Annotated in this window: 15 protein-coding genes and 1 pseudogene; 9 read left to right on the plus strand and 7 right to left on the minus strand. The window is 60.6% G+C overall.

Features of this window, described 5'->3' with window-relative positions:
• From potB to ACXWUF_RS06475, 4 genes and pseudogenes are all read right to left on the minus strand, one after another.
• Window positions 1-559: pseudogene (gene potB / locus ACXWUF_RS06460) on the minus strand (spermidine/putrescine ABC transporter permease PotB); the annotation flags it as partial.
• A 306-nt stretch (window positions 560-865) separates the two neighbouring features.
• Entirely contained in the window at window positions 866-1,975 is a 1,110-nt protein-coding gene (gene potA, locus ACXWUF_RS06465) for a spermidine/putrescine ABC transporter ATP-binding protein PotA (RefSeq protein ID WP_458493852.1), read from the minus strand.
• Window positions 1,976-2,091: 116 nt separating this feature from the next.
• Entirely contained in the window at window positions 2,092-3,237 is a 1,146-nt protein-coding gene (locus ACXWUF_RS06470) for a PhnD/SsuA/transferrin family substrate-binding protein (protein ID WP_458493853.1), read from the minus strand.
• Window positions 3,209-5,971 carry a SpoIIE family protein phosphatase gene (locus ACXWUF_RS06475; protein ID WP_458493854.1) on the minus strand — a complete coding sequence of 921 codons (2,763 nt, stop codon included), beginning with the start codon at window positions 5,969-5,971 and terminating at the stop codon, window positions 3,209-3,211. Before ACXWUF_RS06475 ends, ACXWUF_RS06470 begins: the two co-directional genes overlap by 29 nt.
• 809 nt (window positions 5,972-6,780) lie before the next feature.
• Between ACXWUF_RS06475 and ACXWUF_RS06480 the strand changes: the two genes are divergently transcribed.
• The 3 genes from ACXWUF_RS06480 to ACXWUF_RS06490 all read left to right on the plus strand — a co-directional run bounded on the left by ACXWUF_RS06480 (window position 6,781) and on the right by ACXWUF_RS06490 (window position 8,698).
• Window positions 6,781-7,053, plus strand: coding sequence for a DUF4389 domain-containing protein (locus ACXWUF_RS06480; protein ID WP_458493855.1), 273 nt, complete (start codon window positions 6,781-6,783; stop codon window positions 7,051-7,053).
• A gap of 276 nt (window positions 7,054-7,329) precedes the next feature.
• On the plus strand, window positions 7,330-7,536 hold the full coding sequence (locus tag ACXWUF_RS06485) for a heavy-metal-associated domain-containing protein (RefSeq protein ID WP_458493856.1): 207 nt from the start codon (window positions 7,330-7,332) through the stop codon (window positions 7,534-7,536).
• Between the two features lie 178 nt (window positions 7,537-7,714).
• A complete protein-coding gene (locus ACXWUF_RS06490; protein ID WP_458493857.1) occupies window positions 7,715-8,698 on the plus strand; it encodes a malate dehydrogenase in 984 nt (327 codons plus the stop codon).
• Window positions 8,699-8,756: 58 nt separating this feature from the next.
• Here the strand turns inward: ACXWUF_RS06490 and argF are convergent, their stop codons facing one another.
• The 3 genes from argF to ACXWUF_RS06505 form a co-directional block, all read right to left on the minus strand.
• Window positions 8,757-9,677: an ornithine carbamoyltransferase gene (argF, locus tag ACXWUF_RS06495; protein WP_458493858.1), complete on the minus strand. Its 921-nt coding sequence runs from the start codon at window positions 9,675-9,677 to the stop codon at window positions 8,757-8,759.
• A gap of 17 nt (window positions 9,678-9,694) precedes the next feature.
• Window positions 9,695-10,864: an acetylornithine/succinylornithine family transaminase gene (locus ACXWUF_RS06500; RefSeq protein ID WP_458493859.1), complete on the minus strand. Its 1,170-nt coding sequence runs from the start codon at window positions 10,862-10,864 to the stop codon at window positions 9,695-9,697.
• Window positions 10,865-11,006: 142 nt separating this feature from the next.
• Window positions 11,007-11,705 carry a ribulose-phosphate 3-epimerase gene (locus ACXWUF_RS06505; protein ID WP_458493860.1) on the minus strand — a complete coding sequence of 233 codons (699 nt, stop codon included), beginning with the start codon at window positions 11,703-11,705 and terminating at the stop codon, window positions 11,007-11,009.
• Window positions 11,706-11,820: 115 nt separating this feature from the next.
• Between ACXWUF_RS06505 and ACXWUF_RS06510 the strand changes: the two genes are divergently transcribed.
• From ACXWUF_RS06510 to ACXWUF_RS06535, 6 genes are all read left to right on the plus strand, one after another.
• Window positions 11,821-12,081: an AbrB/MazE/SpoVT family DNA-binding domain-containing protein gene (locus ACXWUF_RS06510; RefSeq protein ID WP_458493861.1), complete on the plus strand. Its 261-nt coding sequence runs from the start codon at window positions 11,821-11,823 to the stop codon at window positions 12,079-12,081.
• Window positions 12,068-12,487 carry a type II toxin-antitoxin system VapC family toxin gene (locus ACXWUF_RS06515; protein WP_458493862.1) on the plus strand — a complete coding sequence of 140 codons (420 nt, stop codon included), beginning with the start codon at window positions 12,068-12,070 and terminating at the stop codon, window positions 12,485-12,487. Before ACXWUF_RS06510 ends, ACXWUF_RS06515 begins: the two co-directional genes overlap by 14 nt.
• A gap of 55 nt (window positions 12,488-12,542) precedes the next feature.
• Window positions 12,543-14,009, plus strand: a complete 1,467-nt coding sequence (gene ubiD / locus ACXWUF_RS06520) for a 4-hydroxy-3-polyprenylbenzoate decarboxylase (RefSeq protein WP_458493863.1) — start codon at window positions 12,543-12,545, stop codon at window positions 14,007-14,009.
• A 289-nt stretch (window positions 14,010-14,298) separates the two neighbouring features.
• Window positions 14,299-15,927, plus strand: a complete 1,629-nt coding sequence (locus tag ACXWUF_RS06525) for a SulP family inorganic anion transporter (RefSeq protein WP_458493864.1) — start codon at window positions 14,299-14,301, stop codon at window positions 15,925-15,927.
• Window positions 15,928-15,930: 3 nt separating this feature from the next.
• Window positions 15,931-16,581, plus strand: a complete 651-nt coding sequence (can, locus tag ACXWUF_RS06530) for a carbonate dehydratase (RefSeq protein WP_458493865.1) — start codon at window positions 15,931-15,933, stop codon at window positions 16,579-16,581.
• 24 nt (window positions 16,582-16,605) lie between these two features.
• Complete coding sequence (locus ACXWUF_RS06535) at window positions 16,606-16,737, plus strand: hypothetical protein (protein WP_458493866.1); 132 nt, start codon at window positions 16,606-16,608, stop codon at window positions 16,735-16,737.
• Window positions 16,738-17,276 lie beyond the last annotated feature (539 nt).

Here is a 17,276-nt window from a genome sequence, read left to right on the forward strand (position 1 = left end):
CCGCGCCCAGGTCCGCCGCCGCCTCGACGAGCCGCCGGTCCAGTTTCTCGAAGCTGGAATACAACGGCAAAATCATGAATGGCAGCAGCACGTACACCAAACCGATGGCGACGGCGGGTCCGGTATAGAGCAGGCGCACCGGCTCGTCGATCAGGCCCGCCGCCAGCAGCAGGTTGTTCAGCACGCCCTTGGCGGCGAGAAGGCTGCGCATCGCATAGGTACGCACCAGGGAGTTGGTCCAGAACGGGATGATGACCAGGGTCAGCAACAGGGGGCGCCAGGCCGGTTGCACGCGGGACAGCAAGTAGGCGAAGGGGTAGGCCACGATCAGGGACAGCCCCGTCGCCACGCCAGCCATCCACAGCGAATGGCCGAAGACCTTGAGGTAAATGGGGTCGAGCAGGCGGGCGTAGTTGTCGGTGGTGGGGATGGGCGCGATGAGTCCGGCCTCGTCCCGGCGCAGGAAGCTGACCGCCAGCACCATCAGGGTGGGCAGTAGGGTGAAGAGGATTAGCCAGAGGGGCAGAAATCCGGCGGTAAAGGATGTGGATTTTTTCAAGACAATCAAAACCCCGTTAGGTTCCGATAATCAGGCCACCAAGAGAAAAGGCGAACCAGTCACCCGGCTCGCCTTTTGCGGTAAGAGGTCTCACCCGGCGCGAATCTCCAAGCATCCACGGGGTTCCTTTACCGGCTATTGCTCTTGGAAGCCGCCGGTTTCGCGCTCTTGGAGCCATTTTACAAGACATCGGGTGCCGCTCATTGCCGATTTTAAGAGCATTTTCGTTTCGCGATGCGGATTAGGCCGAATCGGCCCAGACCGACTCGGTTTTGAAAACCGAGTCGGTCTTTGATTTTGAAAAGATCAAGCCTCCGCATCGACCTGCAACACCGTTTCCGCATCTGCCACCCAATCCACCGCCACCCGCTGGCCCAAGGCGTAATCAAGCGCCGGGTTATCCCCATCGAAAAACTGGCTGGCGAGTAGCGTCTTGCCGCTATCCAGCCGAATCAAGGTATCCAAAGTCATGCCCTTGTAGGTCTTGGCTTGAATGGTCCCGGCCAAGTGTCCTGTCGGGGCTGCGCCATCGGCCAGCGCTTCCACGCGCAAATCCTCTGGCCTTAACAGAACGTGCAGCCGCTCGCCGATGGCGAAGGGGCGCGACGTTTTCAGCACGCCATCCAGCGCTTCCAGCCGCACCGCAACGCGGCCCGGTTGCGGTTGGCCGGTGACGATGCCGTCGAGGATGTTGCTTTCACCGACAAACTGGGCCACGAACAGATTGGCCGGGCTTTCGTAGATTTCGCGGGGCGTGCCGATTTGCTGGATCACCCCGGCCCGCATCACCGCCACCCGGTCGGACATGGACAGCGCTTCCTCCTGATCGTGGGTGACGAAAATGAAAGTCAGCCCGAGCGTCCGCTGCAAGGTCTTCAACTCCATCTGCATTTCCTTCCGCAAGCGGTAATCCAAGGCGCTCAAGGATTCGTCGAGCAGCAACACCCGTGGCCGGTTTACCAGGGCGCGGGCCAAGGCCACCCGTTGCTGTTGTCCGCCGGAAAGTTGATGGGGTTTGCGGGCCGCGAGATCAGCGAGGCGCACCAATTCGAGCGCTTCTTTTACCCGTGCGCCGATGTCCGCGCCGGGCGCTTTCTTCATTTTCAAGCCGAAAGCCACATTGTCCACCACGGTCATGTGCGGGAACAGCGCGTAGCTCTGGAAGACGGTGTTGACTTGGCGCTTGTGCGGCGGGATGGCGTTGACGCATTCGCCGTCGAGCAGGATGGTCCCGGCGTCCGGGGTTTCGAACCCGGCCAAGAGCCGGAGCGCGGTAGTCTTGCCGCAGCCGGAGGGTCCGAGCAGGGTGAGGAATTCGCCCTCGGCCACATCAAGATTCAGGCCGGGGAGGATGGTTTTGCCGTCGTAGCGTTTGATGACGGCTTGGAATTGGACGATGGGGGCTGGGCTGTTCAAGGCGTTCGCTATGGATTGGAAAGAAAACCCGATTTATAGCCCAGCCGCTGGATTTTTGACAAAAGAAAAGGGATAACGCCCGGGGGCATTATCCCTGTCAGCTCAGCGGAATGGGCTTACTCCGTGTACTGCTCAAACAGCCGCATCAACATGGACAGCTCCCCTTCCTGCGGCACGCACCAGCCCTCGAACTGGATGTCCTTCAAGATGGTCTTCCCCTGGTCGTCCTCGCCCATCTCGGTGAAGGTCTTGGTCAGCGTGTCCTTGAATTCGCCGATTTGCGGCGAGGCCAATAGCAGGTGGAAAGCAAACTGGGTGTCGCTCTCGTCCAGCACGCGGGTCTGATTGCGGGTGAGACCCGATAGGCCGCGATAGGTCTTCTTCAGCATGTACAGCACGTCGGCCTGATCCTTCAGGAGCATTTGCAGCGCCTTGATCTCGTTGCCCGCGAACTGGTGCTGGAAGCTGGAGGTGTCCAGCCCGTTCTCGTCGCACAGGAACCGGCCCAACAGGTACACGAAGCTGCCCTGCGAGGCCGTCACCGCCCGGGCATTTGGAATGTCGGCGAGTTTTCGGTCGTCGTTGGCCCGCATGACGATCACCACTTCGTCGGCCTCGCCGGTGGGACGCAGCAGCGGGATGTAATTCCGCTTCTGGATCATCGCGCAGGCTTCGAAGGGCTTGGCGAACAGGATGTCCACCGATTCCTGGGCCAGTTCGTGGCCCGCTGGGATTTGCTCGAAATGGATTGCCCGCTGCAAGCGCCGTTGCAGGTAGGTATTGAGCAAGTACCAGCCGGTCAACTGGGCACCCATTTGCAGGCTCGCCATGAAGTTCAGCTTGGCCTGCGATGCCGGGCGCTCCGGCGGTTCGGCGGACGGCGCGGCGGTCTGCACGGTACTGATGACGGTCGGCTGGGCGCGGGTCTGCTCCGAGGGCAGGGCGATGTCGGTCTTCAGGAAGCGGTTCAGCCCGGTGATCTTGAACAGCATCGCCACCATGCGGTTGGGGTTGCTGACCTCGATCTTGATGCCCTGCCGCTCCCACTGCTCGAACAGCTTGAGCAGCAGCGACAGGCCCATGGAGTTGACCCGCTCGACCTGCTTGAAATCCAGGCTGACCCTGGCGTTGGCGGGAACCGCCTTCAAGTGGTCCAGCACATGCGAAGCATGGGCGTCCACCGATCCGGCGAAGGCATAGCTCAGGACGCCATCCTCGCCACCGGGGAGTAAATCAATGGAAAATGTATGTGGCTGCGTCATGGCTCACGACCTCGTCGAATTCGCTGTGATAGAGGAATTGGAAACCGGTTTTCAAACCGATCTGCAAGGGCCGGTTCAGATCCCACAGGGTGGTGATCTGGGTGCGGCGGTGCGGGGTGACCCGCACTTGCAAGTAGTCCGACATACGCCACATCAGATACAACCCGGCGCCACCGATGCCCGCCTCGACGCCCTTGGACATCGTGTGGGTCAGGTGGTCCAGGAAGATCGCCGGGGTTAAAGTGCCCCAGTTGTCGGTGACGGACAGACCAATGGTTTCCGGACCGACCACGAGGTCGATGCGCACCTGCTCGTTGCCGGTCAGGGCGCGTTCCAAGCCCTTCTCATAGAACGGTCGGCTCTGGCCGTCGCGGGGAGCGCCGTACAGGCTGTTCTCCACCATTTCGTCCAGCACCACCAGGATCGAGCCGAGGTGGTCGGGCGACAGCACGCCCAACTCTTCCAGCCACGCCTGGGTTTCCTCCATAAAGAACAACTTGTCGTCGCTGTGGGTCAGCTCGAATTGCCGCTCCATCATGCGGTCGGGCACGAGACTGAAAATATCGTCGTTCGGCGTCGCTTGATGCTGGCTCAGCAAATATTCCCAGCCCAGCCGATGATAGAAGGCGTCATCGCGGGGCAGCACCCGGCGGATGCCATCGCCGCTGAGGCGGGGCAAGAGGTCGTGGAATTCGCCCTCGGACAAGAACACCACCAACTGCCGCGAGGTGGGCGAGGTGAACAAATCGCTCTGGCGGCGGTAGAAGCCTTCGCTGACGCGCACCAACTGGGTCGAGTCGTCGCTGCCCGCCATCTGGATTTCCACCCGCTCGGTGTGTTCCAGCACGGCCACGGTCACGTCGTCCTCGAAATGCTCCCGGTCACTGTGCGCCCGGAGGGCAGCCAGAATCTTTTCCTCCATTTCGCGAGGATCGGCATCTGCGTTGTTGTTCAACAGGGTTTCCAGTCGGTCGTAGCCGAAGGCTTCGCCACGCCGGTTCTCTTGTTCCACCACACCGTCGGTGTAGAGGAACACCCGGTCGCCGATTTCAAGCTGTAGTTCCTGCTCGACGGCCAGATAGTCGGTGTCGAGGCTCTTGCCGAGGGGCGAGCCGCCGCCCTCGAACATGGTCCAGTAGTTTTCGCCCCGCCGTTTCAGGTAAGGCAACACGTGGCCGGCGTTGGCGAACCGCGCATGGCCGGTGCGGCTGTCCAAGCTCAAGCAGCCCATGGTCATCAGCAGCGACTGCTGCGCCGTGGCAAGCATGGTCTCGTTGAGGGAGCGGAGGATTTCCGCCGGGCGGGTCACACCGTCCGCCGCCAGTGGGTAGGTGCCGGCCTTCGCGGCGCTCACCATGGTGCCTGCCGCCACGCCGTGACCGCTCACGTCGCCGATCATCATGATCGAGTAGTAGCCGCCGACCTTGTAATAGTCGTAGTAGTCGCCGCCCACCTCCGACGAGGTGGTGAGGGACGCCTTGCCCTGGAAGCCGGGCAGGATGATGTCGGGGCTGGGCAGGATGGCGTGTTGCAGGGCCGCCGCCAGGTTGATTTCTTCCTGCAAGCGGCCACTGAGTTTTTCCAACTCGACGAGGGTGAGCTGCAAGCGGTCTTCCGCCCGTTTGCGCTCGGTGATGTCATCGCCGGTGATGAGGAACAGCACCGGCTGCTGAGTGGTTTGGTCACGGACCACGGTGGCGTGCCAGATGATGTCCACCAGTTCCTCGCTGCGGATCAGCATGGGGATTTCGGCCCCGGCCTCGCCGGAGGTGCCGCCTTCCATGACATTCTCAAACAGCGTCCGCACGGTGTCCTGGTGCACGGGCGCGAACACGGTGGTGAAGAACTCGCCGCCCCGGATTTCTTCCTCGGCCCAACCCGAGATTTCCTGGGCGTATCGGTTGAACAGGGTGATCTTGCCCTGAGTGTCCAGACCGATAATCAAGGCCTGGGCCGTGTTGATGATGTTGTCGTTGAAGTCGCGCTGGGCTTGCAAGCTCGCCATGCTCTCCTTCAAGCGTTGCACCATGGGCCGCAACAGCACGGTGCCGCCGAGACTCAACGCGGCGAGGAAGAACACCAGCATCACCGCTTGCAGGTTCTGGGTGTTTTGCAGGCGGAAGTCGGCGTTTTGTTGGTAGTAGGCCACCACCTTGTCCAGCCCGGCGATGATCTGGTCCGGGGCGTCGGAGGTGAGGAGTTGGACGGTGGGGTCTTCGAAGTTGACGGCATCCACGGGCTGGGACAGTAGCTTGCGGATGGCCGCGATATAGCCGGTGATCTGCCGGTCAAGGTAGAGCGGTTCCGCGTAGTACACCAGGCGCAGCTCCGGCGCCAATTCGCCCGGCTCGGCCAACAGGCGCGGTCCTTGGCGGATCAGGCGGTCGCCGTTCCTGAGATAGGCGTGCATGTTCTCGAACTGGGTGATGGTGTCCACCATTCGCTGGCGGATGAGCTGGCGCTCGGCGTGGGTTTCGGCGGTGTCCATTTTGAGCGCCAGCACTACGCCGCGCTCCACCAACATGCGCTGATGGCCGGCTAGGTTCAGGGCGGCGGCGGCGCCCTCTTGGCTCTTGAGGTCGGCGATGAGAACGGCGTAGGTCACGACCGCTGTCATCGCCAACAGGCCCAGCACCGTGGCGTACTGGTCCAAGGCCCAGGCGAAGGCATCGCGGATCAGGCTTTGACCCGCTGATGGCTTCTTTTTTGTTGCAGGAAGCTCTTGTTGTTCCATACGTTCTCCCTCTTATGTAATAATTTTGATTTACATCCAGTAACGAAACTGGATGGAATTCCATTATTTCATAGAAGGGTCTTGCTTGTTAATAAAATTGACTAAAGTCAAAACCCCATTGACTGATGATTGTTAGAAGGTATCGAGCGGCTTATTTTGGCGCGGAATTTATGACGGCAATGCCTCGAAAAGATCGTGTCAGAATTGCGGCCCGATACTTGTTCGGGTGGGTCGGGAGAATGAATGCGTCTCTTTGAAGAGGCAGTTCGATGGGGGGGAGAGGATGTAACGGTTTACTAGCGGGTTGGGTCATCTAGCCTCGTTTTTGGTTGCCCCGCAGCGCTCGCAACGATAAATCGTCACCAGCCTTCCGCGCTTCACATCGAAGACCGATTGCTTGTCCACTTTCCACTTATGGAAGCCGCTGCGGCACAGGGTTTTGCCCGCGTGTTTTTCGGAAAGCTTGGGTTTGCGGAAAAGGGGATGGCTTCGGCCATGGCAAAAGCTTGAATCAAAGGATGGGAAGCATGGTTCGGAAGGCGAGATTAATGCGCGGGCCACACGCGCCGGACATTTGGGGAACCTGGAACCGCCAGTGGCGTCGGAGGCTTCCGCCCATCAGGGGCACAGGTTCTACCGTGGGTCAGGGGCAGGCTCAGGATTCGCGGACGGGGCGTTTGCCGCGTCGCGCAGCCGCTCGGCTATGCGTGGTTTCGCTGGCGCGGGTAGAATAGGCGGGCTTCGCGGGCCGGTCCAATCCGGTCGGCGCCTTTCCACACGACAACAAGCTACCTCAAACCATTCCGGCCATGTCCACCCTTGAACCTACGGCTCTCGAACCCGGCAACTTTTTCATCCGCCTGCTGTTGGTGGCGGTGTATGCCCTGATTATGTTCGTCATCAAATTCGTTTTGCAGGGCGTGGTGTTAATCCAACTGCTATGCCACCTATTCGGCGGCGGCGCCAGCCCGAGAGCGCAAAAGGTCGGGCAGGTCGTCTCGGAATATATTTACCGGATGTGGCTCTACATGACCTACAACACCAACGAAAAGCCCTTCCCGTTCGGCAGCCGCAAGCGCTGATGGCGCGTCCGCCGGATTCTGTTCCGCCCGGCGGGAATGGTGCCACAGCATTTCCCGCCGGGCCTTCCGAATACCCCGGACCGAGTATGGTTCGGGGGTGGGGCGCGGCCTATAATCCGCCCCGATGGCGCGGTTTTTCAGGGCCGCAAACGCGCTTCGGTCCCGGCGGTCGAAGGTTAATGGGTCCGCTAAGCAACGATTTCCCGCCAAACACGCGGGCGGGCCTAGCCGGATTGCTTTTGGCGCAGATATAACATCACCAGAGGAGAAGACACCATGGCAACCATCGTTTTGAGCGTGACCGGCATGAAGTGCGGCGGCTGTGAAAAGTCGGTTCAAGAGGCCGTACAAGCCCTGGCCGGGATCGAATCGGTGACGGCTTCCCACAAGGCCAGCACGGTGGAGGTGGCCTACGACGCCGACCAAATCGCCGTTGATGCCATTAAGAAGACCATTCAGGGCAAGGGCTTCGCGGTCGCTTGACGACCGTGGCCAACGAATCAGGCCCAGGGGCGGGCCGTTCCCATCATAAAAAAGCCAAAAAGCCGCTCGTGTCGACCTAATTAGGGGGCATGAGCGGCTTTTTGGCTTTTTCAGTTTGTGGTTGAGCGGTGGCCCCTCAGCCGCTGTGTTTAGAGTTAATTCAGACTAAGGTGACGAGATGAAAACACCCGTGCATATCGCCGTGACCGGAGCGGCGGGCCAAATCAGCTATTCCTTGTTGTTCCGGCTGATTGCCGGGGATTTGTTGGGCGAGGACCAGCCCATCGTGCTTCGCCTGTTGGAAGTGCCGGAAGCCGTCGGTGCCTTGAATGGCCTGGCGATGGAGCTGGCGGACTGCGCCTCGCCCCTGCTGCATGGGCTGGTGTGTTCCAGCGACCCGGAAGCCGCTTTCGAGAACGCCGACCTGGCTTTTCTGGTGGGCGCCCAACCACGCGGTCCCGGCATGGAGCGCAAAGACCTGTTGCTCACCAACGCCAGCATCTTTTCCGCGCAGGGCCGGGCGCTCAATGCCGCCGCCAGCCGCAACGTCAAGGTTCTCGTGGTCGGCAATCCCGCCAACACCAACGCGCTGATTGCCCGCTCCAACGCCCCCGATCTCCCGCCCGAGCATTTCTCCGCCATGACCCGTCTGGACCACGACCGGGCGGTCGGCCTGCTCGCCGCCAAGTGTGGCCGCACGGCGGGGGACGCGAAGAAGGTCATCATCTGGGGCAACCATTCCACCACTCAATATCCCGACATCCATCACGCCACGGTGGGCGGTCAGCCAGCGCTGGAGTTAGTGGGACGGGATTGGTATGAGCAGGAATACATCGCCACCGTGCAGAATCGGGGCGCGGAGGTCATCAAGGCGCGGGGTAAATCCAGCGCGGCCTCGGCGGCGAATGCCGCGCTGAACGCCATGCGGACCTGGGTGCTGGGCACGCCGGAAGGCGACTGGGCCAGCATGGCGGTGTGCAGCGATGGCAGTTATGGGATTGAGCCGGGCTTGATGTGTTCCTATCCCGTGGAAGTGCGGGACGGCGCGTGGCGCATCGTGCAGGGCTTGGAAATCAACGAATTCAGCCAAGCCAAGATCAAGGCCAGTGAGGCGGAGCTAATTGCCGAGCGGGATATGATCCGGCATTTGCTCGTTGCGTAGAGGCGAAACCGGCTCGGTTTTCAAAACCGAGTCGGTTTATTGTGAGTGATGGTTTGAATTACGACGCGGCCCGCACCGGGCTGTCTTCCACCAGCAAGAATTCCAGCAGCGCTTTCTGCGCGTGCAGCCGGTTTTCCGCCTCGTCCCACACCACGCTTTGCGGTCCTTCCAGCACGGAGGCCGAGACTTCCTCGCCGCGATGGGCGGGCAGACAGTGCATGAACAAAACGTCCTTCGCCGCCAGCGCCATCAGCTTGGCATCGACCTGATAATCCCGGAACGCCTCTTCCCGCTTGGCCTGCTCCTCTTCCTGGCCCATGCTGGCCCACACATCGGTGACGATCAAATCCGCGCCCCGCGCCGCTTCCGCCGGGTCGCGCAGCAATTCGACCCGCCCGCTGGCCTGTCCCAACAAACCGTTTTCCGGGTCATAGCCTGCCGGGCAGGCGATGTTGAGCTTGAAGTCCAGCAGTTCGGCGGTCTCGATGTAGGACTGGCACATGTTGTTGCCGTCGCCGATCCAGGCCACCGTGCGCCCCTGTATGTCACCGCGCTGCTCGAAATAAGTCTGCATGTCCGCCAGCAGTTGGCAGGGATGGAAGCGGTCGGTCAGGCCGTTAATCACCGGCACCCGCGAATACTCGGCGAAAATCTCCACGGTGCGATGGGTGTTGGTGCGGAGCATGATGCAATCCACCATGCGCGAGATGACGCGGGCCGAGTCCTCGATGGGTTCGCCACGGCCCAACTGGGTGTCTCGCGGCGACAGGAAAATCGCGCTGCCGCCGAACTGCGCCATGCCCGCCTCGAAGGAAATGCGGGTCCGGGTGGAGGACTTCTCGAACAACATCGCCAGCACCTTGTTTTTTAGCGGCTCATAAACGCCTTTGAGGTGCTTGAGTTCGATGGCGCGGTGGATGAGTGCGCGGAATTCGGCGGCACTCAAATCGGCGAAAGTGACCAGATGGCGCGGTTGCATGGCGTATTCCTCAGCGGCTAGGCCGCCGTGTGTTCGGCGATGAGCGCGGCGACGCCATCCACCAATTGCGTGGCCTCGTCGTCGCTCAGAATGAAGGGCGGCAGCAAGCGGATGATCCGCTCCGCCGTGACGTTAATCAAAAAGCCCCGGTCGAGCGCCTTGCCCACCAGCGCGGCGCAAGGCGCATCCAGTTCGATGCCGATCATCAAGCCCTTGCCCCGGATGTCCAGCACATGGGGGTTATCGGCGAGTTTCTCGCGGAATCCGGCCAAGAGGTTCCGGCCCAGTTCAGCGGCCCGCGCCAGCAGATTTTGCGTGCGAATTGTGTCAAGCACCGTCAACGCCGCCCGGCAGGCGAGGGGATTGCCGCCGAAGGTCGAGGCGTGCTTGCCCGCCGTGAGCATCTCCCCCGCCACGCCCCGCGCCAAACACGCGCCAATCGGGACGCCGTTGCCGAGGGCTTTCGCCAGGGTCATAACGTCCGGCAAGAAGTCGTAATGCTGGAAACCAAACCAAGTGCCAGTCCGGCCAATCCCGGCCTGTACTTCGTCCATCATCATGAGCCAGCCGCGCTCGTCGCAGATTTTCCGCAAGGCGGGCAGATAATCATCGGCAGGAACGCGCACGCCGCCCTCGCCCTGCACCGGCTCGACCAGCACCGCCACGACATGGGGATCGTTCACCGCCGCGACCGCCGCCGCGTCGCCGTAGGGTACCCGGATGAAGCCGCTGACCAGGGGTTCAAAGCCTTCCTGGATTTTGGGATTGCCGGTGGCGCTGAGGGTGGCGAGGGTGCGGCCATGGAAGCTGCTTTCCATGACGATGATGGCGGGCGCATCGACGCCTTGGCTGTGGCCGTAGCGGCGGGCGATTTTCAGCGCCGCCTCGTTGGCCTCGGCACCGGAGTTACAGAAGAAAACATTGTCGAGACCGCTCAGGTAGCACAACTCGGCGGCGAGTCGCTCCTGTAGGCCGATGCGGTATATGTTGGACGTGTGGACCAGCGTCGCGGCCTGCTCGGCAATGGCGCGGGCCACTGCCGGGTGCGCGTGGCCCAGGCTGCACACGGCCACCCCGGAAATCGCATCGAAATAACGCTTGCCCTGGTCGTCCCACAGCCACGCGCCTTCGCCCCGTTCGAATACGACGGGCAACCGGGCATAGGTTGGCATCACCTGTTCGGTCATCGGAGTACCCCTTAGAAAAACAAAAGGCAGTCGCAAGACTGCCCTGAAAAAACAAGCGCGCAATTATAGGGAAAAAACGCCCCTGCACAAGGGTGTTCTCGTGTCGATGGCAAGCCCTGTTGAGTGAGCGGCCAAGCGGCTTTCAGGCGGTGCCCGCCTCAATGGCCCGCCGCATTTTTTCGATGTTATCCGCCAGCGTCCCGCCGGGGTGAAACACGCTGCGGGTGCCGCCCACCAACTCGGTGGCTCCGGCGGCGACCAAGCCGGGAATGTTGTCGAAGGACACCCGCCCGTCCACTTCGATGGGGATGTCCAATCCGCGCTCATTCAGGTACTTGCGGCAGTCGGCCACCCGGCGTTCGGCGTAGGGCACTTGGGCTTCGTTGGGGTTCCCGGCGAAGCCCGGATTGATGAGCATGAGCAGCACGAAATCCAGCCGGTCGGTGCAATAATCCAGCACCGCGAACGGCGTGGTGGGCATGAGGGCGATACCGGCCTTGACTCCGCTGGCCCGGATCAAGCTGAGCAGCCGGTCCACATGGAAGGCCGATTCATAATGAAAGCATATCCGCTGGACGCCGATTTTCAGCATTTCGGTGATGAAGAACTCGTTGTTCTCCACCATCAAATGCACGTCGAAAGGCAGGGCGGTTTTCTGGCGGGCTTGCTGAACCACCTCGATACCCATGGGCATACTCGGGCTGAAATGGGCGTCGATGAGGTCGATGTGGAGGTAATCGACCCCGGCGGATTCCAGGGTTTTCAGCTCTTGCTCGATGTTACAGAGGTCGCAGCAGATGAGGGAGGCGGCGATGGCGGTGGGTAGGGTGAGTATGGACATAGAGGATTGCGGTATTTAGTGTTAAACCGGATTCTATTTTGGTTCCTGACGATCTTCACGATTGCTGCGCTTTATCACCCGGCGCATTCTACGCGGGTTATTTTTGGAGACCCCCATGCACACTGCCATCGTTACCGCGCAAGGCCAAGTCGCCATTCCAGCCGACATCCGGCACCAATTGGGTATCGCGCCCGGTAGCCAACTTGATTTCACGCTTGACGGGGACAGCATCCGGGTAGAGGTGCGGCGTCGCGTCGAACCCGCCCGCCCGGAAGATGGCTACGGAATGTTGGTTTGCGACAAACCCGGACCGCGTAGGCTGTCCGATTTCGATGTGGCGCAAGCCATGCGGGAGGCGGCGGATGATCGGGATTGACACCAACATCCTCGCCCGGTTCTATGTGGATGACCCAAAAGACCCCGAGGCCGAAAAACAGCGCCCGATTGCCCGCCGTATCATGCTTGAATCCTCCGAATTGTTTGTGCCCCTGACCGTAATCTTGGAACTGGAATGGGTGCTGCGGGCGTTTTATGGGTTCACCGCTTCGGACTTTATCCGCGTGATTCAACACCTGCTGGGGTTTCCCCATGTTGCCGTCGAGGAGGACGACCGCGTAATCCGGGCGCTGAACTTGCACGCCCAGGGCTTGGATTTTGCCGATGCCCTACATTGGGCGGCCTGCCATCATTGCCGGGAATTCCTCAGTTTCGATGACCGCCGTTTTGCCCGGCGGGCCAAGCGGCTTGTGATGTCGCCAGACATCAGAGTTCCAACCGAATGAGCGAGAGGGAACGCCCAACGGCAGAACTCTCCAAAAATTAAATGTCGCCGCCACCATGAAATACCACGACCTCCGCGACTTCATCCAACACCTGGAATCCATCGGCGAACTCAAGCGCATCGCCCTGGAAGTGGACCCGCACCTCGAAATCACCGAGATCTGCGACCGCACCCTGCAAGCCGGCGGCCCCGCGCTGCTGTTCGAGAAGCCCAAGGGCCACGACGTGCGGCTGCTCGGCAACCTGTTCGGCACGCCGCGCCGGGTGGCGCTGGGGATGGGCCAGGAGTCCGTCGAAGCCTTGCGGGAAGTGGGCAAGCTCCTCGCCTTCCTGAAAGAGCCGGACCCGCCCAAGGGCGTGCGCGACATGTTCGACAAGCTGCCGCTGTTCAAGCAAGTGCTGAACATGCCCGCCAAGGAAGTGCGCCATCCGCCCTGCCAGGAAATCGTGCTGGGCGGCACCGACATCGACCTGGGCCGCTATCCCATCCAGACCTGCTGGCCGGGCGACGCCGGGCCGCTCATCACTTGGCCGCTGGTCATCACCCGTGGCCCGCACAAGGAGCGGCAAAACCTCGGCATTTACCGCCAGCAAGTCATCGGCAAGAACAAAACCATCATGCGCTGGCTGGCCCACCGGGGCGGGGCGCTGGATTATCGGGATTGGCAGGAAGCCCATCCCGGCGAGCCGTTCCCCGTGGCCGTGGCGCTGGGCGCGGACCCGGCCACCATCCTCGGCGCGGTCACGCCGGTGCCAGACACGCTGTCGGAATACGCCTTCGCCGGGCTGCTGCGCGGCTCCAAAACCGAAGTGGCGAAGTGCCTGACCAGTAATCTGCAAGTCCCGGCCAGCGCCGAGATTGTGCTGGAAGGCTTCCTCTATCCCGGCGAGACCGCCCCGGAAGGCCCGTTCGGCGACCACACCGGCTATTACAACGAGGTGGGCGAATTCCCGGTGTTCACCGTCGAGCGCATCACCCAGCGGGTCAATCCCATCTATCACAGCACCTACACGGGTCGCCCGCCGGACGAGCCCGCCGTGCTGGGCGTGGCCTTGAACGAGGTGTTCGTGCCCATCCTGCAAAAGCAGTTCCCGGAAATCACCGACTTCTACCTGCCGCCGGAGGGCTGCTCCTACCGCCTCGCCGTGGTGAGCATGAAGAAGCAATATCCGGGGCACGCCAAGCGGGTGATGTTCGGGGTGTGGGGCTTCCTCCGCCAGTTCATGTACACCAAGTTCGTCATCGTGGTGGACGACGACGTGGACGCCCGCAACTGGCGCGACGTGATCTGGGCCATCACCACCCGCATGGACCCGGCACGGGATATGACCCTCATCGACAACACGCCGATTGATTACCTGGATTTCGCCTCGCCGGTGTCGGGGCTGGGATCGAAGGCCGGGTTCGATGCCACCAACAAATGGCCGGGCGAGACCAACCGCGAATGGGGCCAGCCGATTGTGATGGACGCGGCGGTGAAGAAGCGGGTGGATGCGATGTGGGAGAACTTGGGGATCGGCTGATGATTCGATAGCCAGCGTAATCCATCGAGCAACCGGACGCCGTGGCGGGATGAATCCCGCCACGGCGTTTTTATTGGGCGCATGAAAATCACGCCCGCTGAACAATCAGGGCTTGCCACGGTCTCACTGGACTTGCTATGGTTTAAATAAACCGCAGTAAGCGGTTTTTTTAATCTGTATCGGTTGCTATAAACCGATTTAACTGCTTAAATGGTTTCGCATCGAAACTTAAAGCTGATTTTGCGCGTGTGCGCGGCGTTAATCAATAGGGAATACGGAGGCGTGAGCCATGGCACGAAAACAACTCGCTTATTACTTGCAGAACCTTGCCCATGACATACCGGCGGGGATCGTGGTTTATCTGGTGGCCCTGCCGCTGTGTCTAGGGATCGCCATGGCCTCGGGAGCGCCGCTGCTGTCCGGCATCGTGGCCGGGCTGGTGGGTGGGCTGGTGGTGTCATTGGCGAGCGGCTCACAACTGAGCGTGTCGGGACCGGCGGCGGGCCTGACGGTCATCGTGCTGCAAGCCATCGTCACCTTGGGCGGCTTCCAGAACTTCCTGGTGGCGGTGATGCTGGCGGGGCTGATCCAGTTGGCGCTCGGCTATCTCAAGGCGGGGGCGATTGGCGCGTATTTCCCGTCGTCGGTCATCAAGGGGATGCTGTCCGCCATCGGGTTGATTCTCATCATGAAGCAATTGCCCCATGCGGTGGGCTATGGCGCCGACCTGGTGGGCGAGGAAACCTATTCGCCGCAGACGCCGCAGGGCGCGTTCACCGAGCTATTCGATGCGCTCCAGGCCATTTCGCCGGGCGCAACGGTGGTCAGCGGGGTGGCGATCCTCATCATGCTGCTGTGGGAAAGCCGCCTGCTCCAACGCTTCCGCCCGCTTGCGCTGATTCCCGGCCCGTTGGTGGCGGTGACCTGGGGCGTGCTGTTCAACATTTTCAGCGAGGGCACCGCCTTCGCCATCGCCCCGCAACATCTGGTGACGCTGCCGGATATTCAAGGCGTTGGCGATTTCGTCGGGAACCTCACCCACCCGGATTTCTCGCAACTCGCCAACCCGGCGGTCTACACCGTCGCCGTGACCATGGCCATCATCGCCAGTCTGGAAACCCTCTTGAGCCTGGAAGCCGTGGACAAGCTCGACCCTTTGAAGCGGGTGGCGCCCACCAACCGCGAACTCAAGGCACAGGGCTTGGGGAATTTGATCAGCGGCTTGCTGGGCGGCTTGCCGCTGACGGCGGTCATTGTGCGGAGTTCCGCCAACGTCAACGCCGGGGGCCGGACCAAGATGGCCTGCTTCGTCCACGGCATCCTGTTGCTGCTCAGCGTTGGGTTTCTGGCCCGCTACCTCAACACCATTCCTCTGGCCGTGCTGGCGGCGATTCTGCTGTTGACCGGCTACAAACTGGCGAAACCCGCCTTGGCCGTGGCGATGTACCGCCAGGGCATTAACCAATTCGTGCCCTACATCGTGACTGTCGGGGCGATTCTGGCGACCGACCTCTTGAAAGGCATCGCCGTCGGCATCGCCTGCGGCTTGTTCTACGTGGTCAAGGCGAATTTCCACGCCGCTATTTCCCTGACGCGGAGCGGCAACCATTACCTGCTGCGACTGCGGAAAGACGTGTCCTTCCTCAATAAAGCGCTGCTAAGGGATATGCTGGACCGGGTTGAGCCGGACGGTGACTTAATTATTGACGGCACCCATGCCGACTTCATCGACCAAGACATCCTGGAAACCCTGCGCGATTTCCTGAAAGCCGCGCCGGATAGAGACATCACCGTCCAGGTGCGGAACGTCCGGGGGATTGATCCTGGCCCCGAATTTAAGCCCAGCCCGAGGGAGTCCTTCCCGGCCCCGGCCCCGACGGCGCGGCCTTCTTCAATCAAGCGACCGCTGGCGGTGTGACCCATGCAATCCTTTGAAAGACTATTACTGGAAAACCGGGCCTGGGCCGAAGAGAAAATTGTCAAGCAGCCGGAATTCTTCGAGCGTCTGGCGACCGACCAGCGCCCCGAATTCCTGTGGATTGGCTGCTCGGATAGCCGGGTGCCCGCCGAAATCATCGTCAACGCCCAGCCCGGCGAGATGTTCGTACACCGGAATATCGCCAATCAGGTGATTACTACCGATTTCAACAGCCTGAGTGTGTTGCAGTATGCGGTGGACGTACTCAAGGTGAGTCATGTGGTGGTATGCGGGCACTATAACTGCGGTGGTATTCGGGCGGCGTTGAAAAAGCAGCGCCCGGACCTATTGCTGGTCAACAAGTGGCTGAAACACATCAAAGATGTTTATCGGTTTCATCAAACCGAACTCGAAAGCCTGTCCAGCGAATCGCAACGGGTTCATCGCTTGGTGGAATTAAACGTCGTCGAGCAGATATATAACCTTGCCCACACCTCGATTATTCAGAGCGCTTGGAAGCGCGAGCAGCGGCCATCCTTGCATGGCTGGGTCTATGGTTTGGATGATGGGATCATTAAGCAGCTTATTACCCTGCCAGCGGGTAGTTTGATTAGCCCTATCTATCAATATGCCGACGCGGCGGTGGATGATTAGGCGTGGCTCATTCCGGAGGGTGTCATGGGATTATCAACGGTCATGATTTGGGGCGCGGCCATCGTCACATTCATCGTCGTGGTGCTGGTAAGGGCCGGGGAGATCAATCATAAAGCCGGGCGAGGTCAGGCAGAGAAACGGCGGAATACGGATTGATTAGTCGAATTATAGTCAAATGCATAAGTCGCATTTACATAAAAGTATTTGCCGAGATGGCAAGTATTTGATTGTCCGTCCGAACTTGCTCTCGGTTTTATAGCGACTTAGTTTTATTGACTATAATAGATATGCTTCCTGCCGCACTAGGTTGAATATTTTCAATGTATACTCGAAACAGCCACAAACCGAACTTTTTAATCCCCCCTCACCCAAATCCTCTCCCAGAGGGAGAGGGGCAAGATGTTCAGTTTGTGGCTGAACTCACAGTATAGGATGGGGCAGCGCACACCAAGAGAAATCTAATATCTTCGTCGGTATAGCCGTGCGCCATAACCCATCATCCTAATCGGCATGGTGGGTTATGGCATACGGCAAGTTCACCGACGGTCCTGCGAATGTACGCCTAACCCACCCTACAAAACGGCTTTTGGGTTCTTTCACGCCTGTCTCCCATCAAGCCTTGCCCGGGCCGCGCAAGGCTTGCTTTCAGCGCCACTTGATCAGCCTCGATCAAGGACAATCCCGCTCAATCAGCG

The organism is Methylomagnum sp. (genome assembly GCF_054333355.1).